The organism is Eubacterium sp. OM08-24 (genome assembly GCF_003438075.1).
Lineage (GTDB): Bacteria > Bacillota > Clostridia > Oscillospirales > Acutalibacteraceae > Ruminococcoides.
The window spans coordinates 1-16,106 of the sequence record NZ_QSTA01000011.1 but is presented as its reverse complement, the minus strand read 5'-3'; the positions used below and the strand labels follow the sequence as shown (position 1 = coordinate 16,106).

Below are 16,106 nucleotides of genomic sequence, written 5' to 3'. Positions count from 1 at the left end.
GGAGGCATAAATGAAAAATTTTATCAGTACATTTAAAGAATTAAAAATAGCAAATTTCCTGTTCTTAACGCTTGCAGGCAGTATAAATGCCTTTGGAGTAGTTGTATTTCTTGCTCCTGTAAAGCTCTACGACAGCGGAATTTCGGGTACTTCAATGCTTATTTCTCAGCAGACTCCTGCGTGGTGCAGCTTGTCATTAATACTTATTTTGCTAAACATTCCTCTGTTTTTGCTTGGTCTTAAGCGAGAGGGTTTAAAGTTTACCATATATGCAATTTACACTGTAATTATATACTCTCTTGCGGCATGGATAATCACAGATATTCTGCCAATAGATGTCAGCTTTATATCTCCCCTTGCGGGCAACGATTTGTTTTTATGCGCAATATTCGGCGGTGTTATCTCAGGCTGCGGTAGCGGTCTTGCAATGCGCTTTGGCGGCGCTATGGACGGAATAGATATTCTCGCCGTAATGTTTGCAAAAAAACTTCACTTAAGCATAGGCACATTCATTATGATTTACAATGTAATTCTCTATATCATTTGCGGCATAGTAATAGGCAGTTGGATATTGCCGCTCTATTCCATAGTAACTTATGCCGTGGCTGTTAAAATGATAGATTTCTTTGTAGAGGGTTTTGACCGTGCAAAAGGCGCTTTTATTATTACAACCAAGTCAGATGCTGTTTGTGAGAAACTTTCGCAAACATTTGAAAACGGTATTACTATGATAGACGCCAAGGGTTACTATTCAGGTTCCAAAAAGACAATGATTTACTTTGTAATAAACCGTTTTCAAGTTGATAAAATGAAAAGACTTGTACACGATATTGACCCGAAAGCCTATATCTCCATAAATGAAATAGCCGATGTTTACTCTGCAAATGCAGATGACAAGAATTGATATTTTAATTAAACAGGTGCGGTTGGTTATAGTTTTAAATTATAGCCAACTGCACTTTTTATGTATTTTACAAATAGCTGATATTACTTTATACTAATGTAAAAAGAAATCGGAGGTAATATTATGAGTAAAACAAATGCACCGTTTAGATTTGATTATGTAGGAAGTTTTTTAAGACCTGATTATCTTAAAAAAGCAAGAGCGGATTTTGAAAAAGGCAGTATTACAAAGGCAGAGCTTACAGCCGTAGAGGACAAGGCGATTACGGAGCTTGTTAAAAAGCAAAAGGAGCTTGGCTATAAGGTAATTACAGACGGAGAATTTCGCAGAGCAACATGGCATCTCGATTTTATGTGGGAATTTAACGGCGTTGCCCACAAAAAGACCGAAAAAGGCGTTGCTTTTCATGGCGAGCCTGCATTGATTGACGATACATGGCTTACAGGCAAAATTTCTGTGGACAGCCACCCGTTTGTTGAACATTATAAATTTGTAAAGGCACTTGAAGACGAAAACGCAGTGGCAAAGCAGACTATTCCTGCACCTGCTCAGTTTTTTCAGCAGATGATTATTCCTGCAAATATAGACGCCACACGAAAATTTTATGCAACAGATGACGAGCTTATCGCAGACATTGCAAACGGCTATAAAAAGGTTATAAATGACCTGTATAACGCAGGATGCAGAAATATACAGCTTGATGACTGCACATGGGGTGTTCTTGTTGCCGAGGGCAGTGTAATTCGTTATGGCAAAGAAAACAACCTTGCCGATATAAAGGAAAAACTCTTAAAGGTAAACAATCTTGCTATTGAGGGAAAGCCTGATGATTTGACTATTACAACCCACATTTGCAGAGGAAACTATCACTCGGCATATTTTTCAAGCGGTGCGTATGACTCTGTGGCAGAGCCGCTGTTTGGCAGAGAAAATGTTGACGCTTATTATCTTGAATTTGACGATGAGCGTTCGGGCGGTTTTGAGCCTTTAAAATATGTAAGTGGCAATAAAAAGGTTGTGCTCGGTCTTATTACAACAAAGTCGCCAAAGCTTGAGGATAAGCAGACAGTAATCGAAAGAATACACGAGGCAAGCAAGTACATTCCGCTTGACAGACTTTACCTTAGCCCGCAGTGCGGCTTTGCGTCTTGTGAGATCGGCAATAAGCTCACCGAAGAACAGCAGTGGGCAAAGCTCGCACTTGTAAAAGAAATTGCAGAAGAAGTTTGGAAGTAAATTCTTTATCAAAAGTTGGGATAAATTATGGTTTAGCAAATTGATTTGCCAATTAATTATAAAAGTTTGGTCGACCTTTTCAAAGGTCGTGGGTGTGGGCAAAGCCCACAAATACTTTCCGTTTATGCAGTCTGACGATAGCCAAACAGCTTGCTGTTTGGCGGCTTGAACACAACGGCGTTAGCCTTTAAAAATGCGATAGCAACAAGAAAGCCATTCTATATATAATGAAAAGTTAATAATTTCTTTTATAAAAGGCTGTCGCCTGTTTTTTCAAACTAAGTACAATCACGCAAACAGCGTGGCTGTTTGCGCCCGAGGAATTGTTATATCGGAAGATTTTTATGGGCGCTGCCCAAACCCGCAAGCCTTTAAAAAGGCTTGACCTAAATTTTAAAATTATTTAGCTAAAGCTATGCGCTAAACCATAATTTAAAAATACTTCTTCGGCATTAAACATAACAAAACATTCTTGCCATATAATCCTCACAAACAGAGAGAGCAGACAGCTGCATGCTACCTGCTCTCTCTTAATTACTATTAATGCAAGATAAAAATTTTACTTTTTAACATTAAAAGCATTCATTTGTGGATAAACTGCGCTTTCGCCGAGTTCTTCCTCAATTCTCAAAAGCTGATTGTACTTTGCAACACGCTCCGAGCGGCTTGGAGCACCTGTTTTAATCTGACAAGTGTTAAGTGCCACTGCAAGGTCTGCAATAGTTGTATCTGCTGTTTCGCCGCTGCGGTGTGAAGAAATTGCGGTATAGCCTGCCTTGTGAGCCATCTTGATAGCCTCAAGTGTTTCTGAAACCGAGCCAATCTGATTGAGTTTAATGAGAATTGAGTTGCCGCATCCAAGCTCAATTCCCTTTGCAAGTCTTTCTGTATTTGTAACAAAGAGGTCATCGCCAACAAGCTGAACCTTGTCGCCAAGCTCCTTTGTAAGCTGCTGCCAGCCCTCCCAATCTTCCTCATCAAGAGCGTCCTCAATAGAAATAATCGGGTACTTTTCTACAAGCTGTTTCCAATGTTCAATAAGCTCGGCAGAAGTAAACTTTGTGCCTGCTTTCGGAAGAACATACTCACCCTTTTTGCTGCCTTTCCACTCAGATGATGCAGCATCCATAGCAATCATAAAGTCTTTGCCGGGTTCATAGCCTGCATTTTTAACAGCCTCAAGAATATACTGAATAGCCTCCTCGTCACTTGCAAGGTCAGGAGCAAAGCCACCCTCATCGCCAACAGAAGTAGCAAGTCCTTTAGATTTAAGTAAAGCGGCAAGTGCATGGAAAACCTCTGCACACCAGCGCAAACATTCCTTAAAGCTCGGAGCGCCGACAGGCATAATCATAAATTCCTGAACATCAACAGTGTTTGCGGCGTGTGCGCCACCGTTGAGAATATTCATCATAGGTACAGGAAGTCTGTTGCCAGAAATACCGCCGAGAAATCTGTAAAGCGGAATATCAAGCGCCGCAGCCGCCGCTCTTGCAGTTGCAATAGAAACGGCAAGAACAGCATTCGCACCAAGGTTTGATTTATCCTTTGTGCCGTCAGCCTCAATCATTGCCTTGTCAACCGCATAAATATCCGATGCGTCCATACCGCTTATTGTATCGTTAATTACTGTATTAATATTTTCTACTGCCTTTGAAACACCCTTGCCAAGGTATCTTGACTTGTCGCCGTCACGAAGTTCAAGTGCCTCAAACTCGCCTGTTGACGCACCGCTTGGCGCAGTACCTCTTGCAACCGTACCGTCAATGAGTGTAACCTCTGCCTCAACAGTAGGATTTCCTCGGGAGTCAAGAATTTCTCTGCCAATAACTTTTTCAATTTCCAAATAAGCCATTTTAACAATCTCCTTATAGTCGTATTCGCAGACTCCCCTCCGGAAGGTTAGCAACTCCCTCCGGTGAACAGAAGTAGAGGATTCTCGGGAAGTCCACATGATTTATTCAACAGGTTAGTTTTAACTAACCATACACATTTTATACTACACTCAAAAGAAAATCAAGTGTTTTTTTATTTTTATCTCAAAAAATATACAGCGGTTCAAATCGTTACAATTAAAACCGCTGTAATTGTCTGTATTTTCCAATTCGATATTTTAGGATAATCGGATAATTTTTTATAAAACACCCCGTCCCAACATTTCGTAAATTCAAAATCACCTATTTTTATCAGCACCTTATCCACCCCTCTGCTACTTAAAAAGGCAGTTGTATATTTTCCAACTGCCTTTGCCTGTAATTATTCTATTGTTCCGCCGCCGATAACAACATCGCCGTCATACAAAACAACTGCTTGTCCCTTTGAAATAGCTCTTTGCGGCTTGTCAAAAACAATATGCAGTCTGTTATCCGACAACTGCTCAACGGTTGCATCCTGTTCGGGCTGGTTGTATCTCACCCTTGCCTTTATATGCAAAGGCTTGTCGAGTTTTTCATATGCTATAAGATTAATATCCTTTGCATAAAGCTCTCTTGAGAACAGGCTCTCATTTTCACAAAGAATTACCTTGTTATTTGCAATATCCTTTTCCTTAACATACATAGGGTGCGGCAAAGCAAGACCAAGTCCCTTGCGCTGACCTATTGTGTATCTGATAATGCCCTTATGCGTTCCGAGAACCTTTCCGTTTTCATCTACAAAATCGCCAAACTCATACTTTCTGCCCGTATATTGCTCAATGAATTTTGCATAGTCGCCATCTGGTACAAAGCAAATATCTTGGCTGTCATGTTTTTGAGCATTAATAAGGTGATATTTTTCCGCAATATGTCTTACCTCGTGCTTGGTGAGTTTGCCGAGCGGAAGTAAGGTTCTTGAAAGCTGTTTTTGAGTTAGCGAATACAGCACATAGCTCTGATCCTTTGTTACATCGGGAGATTTTCTCAGTAAGTATCTCTGCAATCCCTCGTCATACTCAATGACAGAGTAATGCCCTGTAACAACATAGTCAAAATCAAGCTCGTCTGCCCTCTGCATTAGCTTTTCAAACTTAATATATCTGTTGCAGTCAATACAAGGATTAGGTGTGCATCCGTTTTCATATGCCGATATAAAACGGTTTATTACATTTTCCTTAAAGCTGTCTTTAAAGTTGTAAACATAGTACGGAATACCTATTTTTCTGCAAACATTTCTTGCATCGTCAATATCGTCAAGCGAGCAACAGGTTTTTTCTTTCTTTTCGCCTATATCTTCATTATCAAAAAGCTTGAGAGTAATACCCGTAGCGTCATAGCCTTGCTCCTTTATTAAGCAAGCCGCTACCGAGCTGTCTACTCCTCCGCTCATTGCTATTAATGCCCTTTCGGTCATATTATTCTCCTTAACCGCCAAGTCTTATCATCTCGTCAATACATTTCTTTGCGTCTGTAATAGTCTGCTCATCAAGGATAATTTCCTCGCCGCCCTCGCCGTTAAGGCAATTAAATACATCCATAAGTGTAGTAGCTTTCATATTAGGGCAAATGAGCTTATGTGTAAGAATATGGAATTTCTTATCAGGGCAGTCAAACTGCAAATGCTCTGCAATGCTGATTTCTGTACCGATAATAAACTCCTTTTTGTCGCTGTTTTTTGCGTAATTCATAATGCCCGATGTTGAGCCGACATAATCTGCAAGGTCAACAACAGCAGGCTGACACTCAGGGTGAACGAGCAGCTCTGCGTTTGGAAACTGAGCCTTTGCCTTTTTAACATCTTCTGCCGATACGCAAGCGTGAATAGGACAGCCGCCATGCAAAAGCTTAAAGTTTTTGTCGGGAAGCTGACGGCTTACATAGTCGCCGAGATTGCAGTCGGGAATGAAAAGAATATTCTTTTCAGGCATATTGCTTACAATCTTTACGGCAGATGAGCTTGTTACGCAAACATCACAAATAGTTTTTAAATCTGCGGTAGTATTTATGTATGCAACAACTGCATAATCGGGATACATTTCTTTTACAGAAGAAATCATCTCTTTATCCATCTGGTCAGCCATCTGACAGCCTGCGCTCGGCTGAGCGAGATAAACTGTTTTGTCGGGTGAGAGAATTTTGCAGGTTTCTGCCATAAAGCGAACTCCGCACATAAGAATATTTTTATTTTTCACCTTACTTGCATCTACACTGAGCTTGTAACTGTCGCCTGTAAAATCGGAGATTTCGCAAATTTCTCTTGCCTGATAGCTGTGTGCAAGAATACAAACATCCTTTTCCTTTTTCAACTCAAGAATTTTATTTTGAACTTCAGAAATATTCATATATACATTTCCTTTCACATTTTTTCTTACATAATATACTTAATTATACATTTTTTTGCCTACTATTGCAATAGGTCTTTTTAATTTGTAAATATTATTAGTCTTTAGTTGCAATAATAATTATATATTAGCATATTTGACGAAATTTATTTGCTTTTTTGTCTTTACTTTATGATTTACTTGTGATATAATAATGAATATGTAAAAGTAGGGTTTCTCTGCTTTATCTTAATTTATTATGGATTAAACAGGAGGTTAGTACAATGAAAAAGGTTGTTTCAATTGCGTTGGCACTTGTGCTGATGCTTGTAGCGGCAGTTCCGGTATTTGCCGCACCAAGTCCGACCGGAACATATGTTTATGTAGTTGTTGTTGTTCCTACACCGGGTGGCAGCGGTGACTATGAATTTACAACAGATATTGACGAGGACGGTAACCAGAATGTTCATATTACTCCAAAACCAAATCCCGGATATACTTTTGACCACTGGGTAATCGACGGTCCTTACAGAACAGATCAGCCACTCACAGATAAAGATCTTGATCTTATTATCACAGGTGATATTAAAGTAACTCCTTACTACACAAAGGACGGCGAGTCACCTACACAGTCTGTTACAACTGATACTTCTGACAAATCACCTCAGACCGGCCCTTCAAACGCAATGCCTTATGTGATGATCAGCTTAACACTTATTGCTGTTGCTGTCAGCGTAACTATTGTTAAGTCTAAGAAATCAAACTAATTTGCTTTTAAAACAGCTTTCGCAAAACGGAAGCTGTTTTTTAATGCTTATAAACGCTATATTCCTATATGATATTGGATAAATGTTGACTTTGTTGTCGATGTTTGTTACAATTATATGAGAGATTTACCTATGAAAAGAAACCGAAATAAATTTTTAATAACAATTCTTATCATTACAATAATTCTGCTTATTTGCTGTATTGTGTATGTTATGTACCGTATGAATTCTCAGCAAAAAACACAGCAGGAATACAATAATCTTGCAAGCTCGGTTGCTCCGAGTATTTCAAACGAAGTAACAACTCCGTCAATAGATGAAGCACTTGCCGATAATCCTATCGACTTTACTTCTCTGCAAAAGCAAAATGATGAAATTTATTCGTGGATATATATTCCCGATACCAATATAAATTATCCAGTATGCAGAAGCAACAGTAATGATAATTTTTATCTCGACCATGATATTTACGGAAATTACAGCTTTTCAGGCTCGATATATTCGCAGTACTGCAATTCCATTTATATGCACGACAGGGTAACGGTGCTCTATGGTCACAATATGGCAGACGGAAGTATGTTTGCCGATCTGTATAAATTTACCGATAGTGACTTTTTTAACAATCACGAATATTTTTATATTTACAGACCTAAGCACAAACTAACCTATCGTATCGCCTCGGTATATTCATATGATGACAGACACATTATGAACTCCTTTGATTTTGATAAGGACGAGGTATTTCAGGAGTACCTTGATTATATACAGAATCCAAGGTCATTCACAAAAGTTGTAAGAGATAATCTTGAGCTGACAACAAACGATAAAATTGTTACACTCAGCACCTGTTTAAATTCGGGTGAAGGAAGACTTCTTTTACAGGGGGTGTTAATAAAGGATGAACTCACAAAATAGCAGTGAAAACAGCAGTAATGCGGAAAATACTGCTGACAACAAAACTAATAACTTTGATGATATATACAGCTACTCAAGCAAATTGCCACCTCAAACCGAGGAGGGCGTGGCAAGCGACGGTGAACTCGGCGAGGTAAAATATGCCGAACGCAGTATAAATGATGATATAGATGATTATATATTCACTAAGGCTCATAGAAGTCATAGTCATCATCATCACCACCATCATCATTCAAATACAGAAAATGCCGAAGATACCCTGCTGGTGCAAAGCTCACGCCCTGCAAAAGGAAGTGCTCATAAGTGCAGTACAAAAAGCTCAGGCAACGAAAAATATTTACAGGAATACGATGAGCTCGTAAAAAGCACTCATCCTGCAATGGGTTCTAAAGAGCAAAAAAAAGTTATTAAAAAAAAGCGAAAAGTCATGAAGAAAAAGAAAAGGCGCTTTAAAAGATGGCAGAGAGTAATTCTCACGATTGCAAGCGTAATTCTTTCTCTTGTAATTATAGTTAGCGGACTGCTTGTTTGGTTTGTCTACAACGGCTCAAAGGAGCTACTTAATAATACCAACATAATATCCGCTCCGACAAATGTCGTTGTGCAAAACGGCGGTCAGTATGTTGTGTATAACGGACAGACCTATGAATTTAACAATAGTATGACGAGCATTCTCTGTATGGGTGTAGATAAGTCCACTTTTGACAGTGCAAGCAATATTAAAGGCGAAAATGGACAAGCCGATGTGCTCATTCTTGCTGCGATAGACACTTCAACAGGCGAAACAAAACTCATTAATATCTCAAGAGATACAATGACCGATGTTGCGGTTTATTCGGCAAGCGGTTATTATGTAGAAACAGTAAATGAGCAGATTTGTCTTGCCTACGCTTACGGTAACGGTAAAGATTCAAGCTGTGCAAACACCGTAACAGCGGTCGAAAGACTTTTCTACAATATTCCCATTAATTCATATTTTGCGCTTGACCTTGACGGAATTTCAGCTATCAATGATGCAGTCGGCGGAGTTGATGTCGTATCTCCCGAAACGATAGGTGATTTTAAAGAAGGCGAAAGCTATCATCTTGAGGGCAAAGACTCCGAAAATTTTGTTCGTGTGAGAGATAGCGAAAGTGTTGACGCAAACAGCAAGCGTATGCAAAGACAGCAGGTTTACCTTGATTCATTTATGAATACGGTTCTTGCGCAGACCAAAAAGGATATTACAACTCCTGTAAGTCTGTTCAACGCCTCTGCCCCATACTCATGCACGAACCTAAACCCGTCTAAAATATGTTACCTTTCGCAGAATATGCTCAGCCACAACGGTATGAATATGACAATGGTATCTGTACCCGGTGAATTAAAAAAAGGCGAGCGATATACAGAGTTTCATATAAACGAAGACGAGTTCTACAAGCTAATACTTGACACCTATTATAAACCATATAACGAATAAACAAAAACCCAAAGCCGACTAAAATCGACTTTGGATTTTTTATTATCTGACGCAAAGTTTAGTTTTTAAAGATAAAATTTATGACCGTATTTTTAAAGAATTGTTCTTTTAAAATTGTACCATTCTTCTTTTTAATTCTAACGGCAAAAAACAAACTCCTACATAATTATCTATTCTGACCATTTCTTATAAAAGGTGGCTTGATTTCATCACTTAGTAATTGCTCGTACGCCTCTACTTTACGAAATGTATTTCCTAACATTTCTCGATTTCTGTATTTTCTTATATCTTCCATATCAATCTCAGCATAAAAAATCCCCTCAGTTTTATCGTCAGCCAACAAAACTGTGTTATCAACACACTTTCCGTTTTCATCCCAACAAATTGTACTAAATGCACAAGAACATCCGGCGTTATCTCCATTCGGATTCGCCATAGCAACTGCAACCATATTTTCATATGCTCTTGTAGAAAGTGCTCTGATTCTTGGTTGCATAGAACCACAATCATTTGGGACAAGAATAACTTCAGCACCTTTTAGCATCAGTATTCTTGCACTTTCGGGATACTCTCTGTCATAACAAATCATAATACCTAATTGTATTCCTTCAAAATCACACACCTTAAATTCTTTACCTGATTCAACATTTCTTTCATCTGCAAAATCACAGGTATGCACCTTAGAGTATTTCATTAATATATCGCCCGACTTATTAATAACAAAAGCTGAGTTTTGTGGTTGCTTATTACCTTTTGTAAATGCAGTGAGTACCACACCAATTTTATATTTTTTAGCATTCTCACATATTATTGCAATTCTTATATCATCATCTGCAATGCTTTTTTCGTATGACATAGGCAAATCATATCCTGTAATAAAACATTCTGGCAACAATAGAATATCTGCATGGTTTACCGAAGCCTCTTCCATTGCCATAATGATAGTTTCAATATTCTTATCTATTTGCGCATTAGTGGCTCTTTTTTGTAAGATTGCAATCTTAAACACTTTTATCCCCTCTCTTTTATACTACTCTCTATCAAAAAGCTCAACTTTACTCCGCCACAAATTGAGCAAATCATTTAATAAAACAAAAGCTGGAAACCTGCATAAATACAGGCTTTCGGCATTACTGTTTGTTATTCCCACTCGCTCCCTGTAAATTAAACTTAAACACATTTGTTTATGAAATTTATCAGAGAGTATTTATATTATTTGAATTATCGGTAAAGCATACGCTATCCGATTTTTTGTTGCCATATCGTTGCCACGAAGTAATGATATTATACCATAGCGCTTGTTTAGTATCAATACTTTAAAGTAATAAATCTTAAGTAATACCTTTTCCGTGAACTGAAGAATTCTGTGCTTTTCGTATATTCTCATTATTAAACTTACATTGCCATTGTAAATAATCACATAAGTCTTCCCAAGTTACATTAGCATCTGAAAGAGATTGTGGATATATACACACAGTCATTTTTCTTGATACAAATTCATCCTGACTTTTTGTAATAAAAGAAAAAATAGATTCGTGAACAACATCCTCAAGTTTTCCATCTCGTAAGCCACCACGACCAGTTCCTATAACTGGTATCGTGATTGGCTCATTGTGCCCTTCTTGCGAAAGAAAATCCCATAATCCAACAAGAGCTTTTGTCATATTTTGCATTGTAACATTTTTAGGTTTACCGGTCGGAGAAACATCAGCAACGGCTAAAAAATAAAAATGCTGGCCCCTTTGAGTGACTTTTGCAACTGTCCCAATATCATAACGTTTAGTATTAGTTTTTGTTCGATCTTGTAAAACACTAAAACTATTAGCGTGAAATTGATCTAAATAGCTTTTAATAGAATTATTTAATTCTGAATAGTCGTTACCATAAAACTTTTTTTGAAATTGGCCTTGAATGCTTTTAACACTGATAAATTCGTCGTTAATTATTGTGTCAAATGTAGTATTTGTAGGAATAACTATTGCTGATTTTTTTATGCTTAATAAATTAGCCAATTTCAAAGAAACAATAGTATCTTTCGAGCCAATATAAGAACTTTTTTCAGATTTTTCTTTGAGAATACAAATAGTAATTAATATAAATACAATTATAAAACAAGCGATATGTTTTCTAAAACAACCAATTAAAAAATCCGTTTTAAATACATTTTGCTCAATTTCACAGAGTGTGTAATAACCACCTACAATTGCAAATAATGTTGAAATATAAACAAAAGGTTTTTTAGTTATAGGCAATATGTATTGAATATATAGTTTATAACCCCAGTTTTTCATATACGCTCTCTTTATAATAATATGCCCCTATTTTTCCTTCTCTTCGATATTTTTCGTCAAACTCAGGCCAGTTTTCTAAAGCATATTGAAGTATCTTTGCATTAAAACTAATATATATAGCAAGATTATCTCTCATCAATGCGGGACAAAGAGATTCATCAGCACTTCTTTTACCATTGAGGTTTACAACGATACAAGGAAGTTCTCTTTTTATGGCTTGCTCAATTTCCCAACGTACATATTTGTATAAGTATTTAGTATGATCTCCGACTAAAAGAACAAAAACTTTAGTATTCATAAATCTTTCCTGTAATCCTGCTTTAATTGATGCTTCACTTTTATCATAAATATTGTTTAAATCGTGAGCATCATAAAAATTAAAAGATGTGTTGTCGTTTTGTTTCCATGCTTTCATTAAGTAGTAATATCTAAGATCATTGTCTGCATCCATAGACACATATACTTTGTTTCTGTAAGACATTTACTTTTCCCCTTTCAAAAATAAAAATATTTTAATCCAAACAACAGTTTTACACTTTTTACCAAAGGAATAAATTAATAATAATGACTCGCTATGTAAATTAATTATACCATATTATACAATAATTTGTAAATATGTATTCTTTTTTTGTTTTCTTGAATAATAATTCATCATCAACTTCAGGCGACTTATACTTCCATTACATTATCCGTCCAAAGTTCGCATTGGGTCATAACCGTTTGAACTGCGTCATCCATACCCTCCGGCGGGTACTTGTGCTTTTTCAAAAGTTTCTTAATGAGCATACGCATTTTTGCCCTTGCGGACTCACGCTTTTGCCAGTCAATCGTCTTGTTTCTGCGGAGAGTATCGGCAAGTTCTTTAGTAATGGCAATGAGTTCGTCATTTTCGTAGAAGTCCTTGATTGCCTGCGGCTTCGTGAGAGCGTCATAGAAAGCAAGCTCATCGGCTGTAAGTCCGAGTTGGTCGCCTTCTTTTTGTGCTGCCGCAATCTGCTTTGCCAGTTTCAGCATTTCTTCAATGACTTCTTCGTTGGTCAGCATACCGTTCAAATACGCATTGAGCGAACGCTGCATAATCTCGCTAAACTTTTCAGACTTAACTACATTCGTCCTGCGGTAAACAGAAACCTGCTCTGCAATTAACTTTTTCAAAAGCTCGACGGCAAGGTTCTTTTCTTTCATATTCGCAACTTCTTGCAGGAACTTAGGGTCAAAGAGAGAAAATTCCTCTTTAATATCCGAGAAAAGGTTGATAACGCCTTCGCTCTTGATGCTCTGCTTTAAGAGTTCGTTAATCCTTGCGTTCATTTCAGGCAAGGATATTTTCTTGCCTACGCCTGTATTGGCAAGCCGCAAAACAAGTACACGCACAGACTCAAAGAACGCTGCTTCTATACGGTCATCCTCATCAACCATAGAGGAGCAAAGGGACAAAGCCTGATGAAGCATAAGCGCTTCTTTTACAAACGAGTCCTTATCGTCGATTTTTTCTCTGCCCATAATGAAGTTGACAGCACCGCTGATAGTCTTTGCTCTTTCAAGGTCTGTGCCGTTTTGGAATTTGGAATAATCATATCCGTGGAATTTATCACGGCAAACAGACAGCTTTTCCAAGAACTTCGGATAAGCGACCTTAGCAACATCGGTATCGCCGTAGTTCTTCTTATCACGGGAAGTATAGTCATTCATTGCCTGCTTTAAGGCGGTGGCAATTCCTACATAGTCAACGACAAGTCCGCCTTCCTTGTCTCTGAACACACGGTTTACACGGGCGATTGCCTGCATAAGATTGTGTCCGGACATAGGCTTGTAAACATACATCGTGACAAGAGACGGCACATCAAATCCGGTCAGCCACATATCCACGACGATAGCGATTTTCAAAGGACTGTTATTGTCTTTGAACTTCTTTGCAAGCTCATCCTTGTGGTGTTTGTTGCCGATTATCTCACGCCATTCTTCCGGGTCGTTGTTGCCGGAAGTCATTACAACCGCAACTTTTTCCGTCCAAGCAGGGCGCAGCTCTAAAATACGCTTGTAAATTTTCATAGCGATAGGACGAGAGTAGGCAACAATCATTGCCTTGCCTGTCAGCAGGTTTTCTCTGTTGTTCTCGTAGTGGTCGAGTATATCACTTACAAGCGAGTTGATTGTGTTGTCATTGCCGAGGATTGCTTCCATCTGACCGAGTTCACGCTTGCTTTTTTCGATAACTTCTTCGTCTGCGTTGGCGGACATAACATCATACTCGGTATCAATCAGCCGCAGCGTTGCTTCATCAAGATTGAGCTTAATTACACGGCTTTCGTAATAAACAGGGCGTGTTGCTCCGTCCTCAACCGCCTGTGTCATATCGTAAATGTCGATATAGTCACCAAATACCTCACGGGTACTGCGGTCTTTTGAAGAAATAGGCGTGCCTGTAAAGCCGATATATGTAGCGTTAGGCAAAGTGTTGCGGATAATACGAGCTGTACCGATTTTAATCTTACCGGTTTTTTCATCCACAGTTTCAGTCAGTCCATATTGTCCACGGTGCGCCTCGTCTGCCATAACAACGATATTGTGGCGTTCGGATAACGCTTCGTGGGACTCCTCAAACTTTTGCATAGTGGTAAAAATAATGCCGTTTGCCTGTCTGCCGTCCAGCCAGTCCCTTAATCCGACATCATTTTTACCCGAAGTTTCTGTCAACTTTCTGCAAGTAGCGTGTACCGGCTCTTGCCTTAAAAAGTCTTTGCACTTTGCAAACTGACCGTAAAGCTGGTCGTCAAGGTCGTTTCTGTCTGTGATAACAACAATCGTTGGACTTTCTAACGCTTCTTGCAACAAATGAGCATAGAACACCATAGACAGCGATTTGCCGCTGCCTTGGGTGTGCCAAAATACACCGCCCTTACCGTCGGTAACGGTAGCGTGTTTTGTGGATTCAATCGCTTTTCTGACCGCAAAATATTGATGATAACCTGCAAGTATCTTAAACGAGTTGATACCCTCGTTAGAAAAGCAAATAAAGTTTTTGATTATATCAAGCAGTCGTGCCTTTTGGAACATACCCTCAAAGAAAGTATCAAACTGTGCATACTGCGTGTTTTCGTAGTCACCGTCTTTTGTTTTCCACTCCATAAAGCGGTCTTCACCGGAGGTGATCGTACCCGCTTTTGAGGTCAACTGGTCGCTCATTACGCAAATTGCGTTGTAAATGAACATAGATGGGATTTCTTTCATATAGTTGCGGAGCTGTCTGTACGCTTCGGAAGCGTCCGTTTCTTCACGGGACGGGGATTTCAGCTCGACCAGTACAACCGGTAAGCCGTTCAAAAAGAGAATTACATCAGGTCGTTTATTGCTGTTCTCAATAAAAGTCCATTGATTAGCTACAATAAAGGAATTGTTGTCGGGATTTTTGTAATCAACAAGATATACTATACCGCTGCGTTCATCTCCGTCATCAAAGTAGGAAACAGGAATACCGTTCTGTAAATAATCCATAAATACGGCATTTTTCTGAACAAGCTCTCCGTTTTCAAAGTTTTTTAACTTAAAGATTGCTTCATTAAGTGCCGAAATAGGCATGTTTGAATTTATTCTTTCAATGCAGTCATAGAGTACATCTTCATACAACGGACTGTAAAAGTCCCTTTCTATATCGGGACCGTATGCGTACTCGTATCCCAAATCATTTCTGAACAGCTCGATTACTGAATTTTCATAATCAGCTTCGGTATATAATCCCGACATTTTCATTTCTCCTTTATTTCACTATTTCTTGTTTAAGCAATGATAAATCTGCCTGAGATAGAAGTATCCTTGCTGTAATATTTCCTCTTTTATTATAATCTTCAAACAATATGTATTTTCTATTACCTGCATTTGATAAATAGAGATTGCCGTGAGCTATTGAATTTCTCAAATGGCGTAGCACACATTGATAATCTGTTTCTGTTTTGTTTTTTCTTTTGCAAACTATGGCTTTTAACCTGCGACTGACTGCTGATTCATCGCTCAATCCGTGTCTTTCAAACTGTTGTATGAGTTTTTCGGAAGAATATGAATCTGAATATAATGATATTCTCCCGTTTGTAAATCGTGATACAAAGTTGTTCCAATTACTTAACAATCTATCATCATCAATTCTTGACGCTAAGTTACTATCAATCGTTGGTGCTGAGTGTAAGAAAAAGCTAAATAATCTTGTCAATTTAATATCGTCAATTTCAAATGGGGCAATTTTGTTTTCTTTAATATTGTTGATTGTCATATAAAATTCCCCCTTTGATAAACAATAATTTAG

General features: G+C 38.3%; 13 protein-coding genes. 5 read left to right on the top strand and 8 right to left on the bottom strand.

The window, feature by feature from the left end; all coding sequences use genetic code 11:
* The first annotated feature begins 10 nt into the window (after positions 1–10).
* Together DXC23_RS11050 and DXC23_RS11045 are read left to right on the top strand one after the other, a co-directional pair.
* On the top strand, positions 11–904 hold the full coding sequence (locus DXC23_RS11050; RefSeq protein ID WP_117706382.1) for a YitT family protein: 894 nt from the start codon (positions 11–13) through the stop codon (positions 902–904).
* 123 nt (positions 905–1,027) lie between these two features.
* On the top strand, positions 1,028–2,140 hold the full coding sequence (locus tag DXC23_RS11045; protein WP_117706380.1) for a 5-methyltetrahydropteroyltriglutamate--homocysteine S-methyltransferase: 1,113 nt from the start codon (positions 1,028–1,030) through the stop codon (positions 2,138–2,140).
* A gap of 559 nt (positions 2,141–2,699) precedes the next feature.
* Here the strand turns inward: DXC23_RS11045 and eno are convergent.
* The 3 genes from eno to nadA all read right to left on the bottom strand — a co-directional run bounded on the left by eno (position 2,700) and on the right by nadA (position 6,398).
* Positions 2,700–3,995, bottom strand: coding sequence for a phosphopyruvate hydratase (gene eno, locus DXC23_RS11040; protein WP_117706378.1), 1,296 nt, complete (start codon positions 3,993–3,995; stop codon positions 2,700–2,702).
* A gap of 401 nt (positions 3,996–4,396) precedes the next feature.
* Complete coding sequence (gene mnmA, locus DXC23_RS11035) at positions 4,397–5,470, bottom strand: tRNA 2-thiouridine(34) synthase MnmA (protein ID WP_117706376.1); 1,074 nt, start codon at positions 5,468–5,470, stop codon at positions 4,397–4,399.
* A 10-nt stretch (positions 5,471–5,480) separates the two neighbouring features.
* Positions 5,481–6,398, bottom strand: coding sequence for a quinolinate synthase NadA (gene nadA, locus DXC23_RS11030; protein ID WP_117706374.1), 918 nt, complete (start codon positions 6,396–6,398; stop codon positions 5,481–5,483).
* Between the two features lie 263 nt (positions 6,399–6,661).
* Between nadA and DXC23_RS11025 the strand changes: the two genes are divergently transcribed.
* The 3 genes from DXC23_RS11025 to DXC23_RS11015 all read left to right on the top strand — a co-directional run bounded on the left by DXC23_RS11025 (position 6,662) and on the right by DXC23_RS11015 (position 9,518).
* Positions 6,662–7,144 (top strand): hypothetical protein, encoded by a 483-nt coding sequence (locus DXC23_RS11025; RefSeq protein WP_117706372.1) that lies wholly within the window; start codon positions 6,662–6,664, stop codon positions 7,142–7,144.
* Between the two features lie 132 nt (positions 7,145–7,276).
* A complete protein-coding gene (gene srtB / locus DXC23_RS11020; protein ID WP_158552570.1) occupies positions 7,277–8,059 on the top strand; it encodes a class B sortase in 783 nt (260 codons plus the stop codon).
* Positions 8,043–9,518, top strand: coding sequence for an LCP family protein (locus DXC23_RS11015; protein WP_117706368.1), 1,476 nt, complete (start codon positions 8,043–8,045; stop codon positions 9,516–9,518). Before srtB ends, DXC23_RS11015 begins: the two co-directional genes overlap by 17 nt.
* A gap of 166 nt (positions 9,519–9,684) precedes the next feature.
* Here DXC23_RS11015 and DXC23_RS11010 read toward each other — a convergent pair whose 3' ends face one another.
* The 5 genes from DXC23_RS11010 to DXC23_RS10990 form a co-directional block, all read right to left on the bottom strand.
* Entirely contained in the window at positions 9,685–10,527 is an 843-nt protein-coding gene (locus DXC23_RS11010; RefSeq protein WP_117706366.1) for a carbon-nitrogen hydrolase family protein, read from the bottom strand.
* A 322-nt stretch (positions 10,528–10,849) separates the two neighbouring features.
* Entirely contained in the window at positions 10,850–11,809 is a 960-nt protein-coding gene (locus DXC23_RS11005) for a macro domain-containing protein (protein ID WP_117706364.1), read from the bottom strand.
* Positions 11,790–12,290, bottom strand: coding sequence for a TIR domain-containing protein (locus tag DXC23_RS11000; RefSeq protein ID WP_117706361.1), 501 nt, complete (start codon positions 12,288–12,290; stop codon positions 11,790–11,792). Before DXC23_RS11000 ends, DXC23_RS11005 begins: the two co-directional genes overlap by 20 nt.
* 188 nt (positions 12,291–12,478) lie before the next feature.
* Positions 12,479–15,553, bottom strand: a complete 3,075-nt coding sequence (locus DXC23_RS10995) for a type I restriction endonuclease subunit R (protein WP_117706358.1) — start codon at positions 15,551–15,553, stop codon at positions 12,479–12,481.
* A gap of 13 nt (positions 15,554–15,566) precedes the next feature.
* The coding region (locus DXC23_RS10990; protein ID WP_207658472.1) for a hypothetical protein at positions 15,567–16,106 on the bottom strand (540 nt) is incomplete at its 5' end.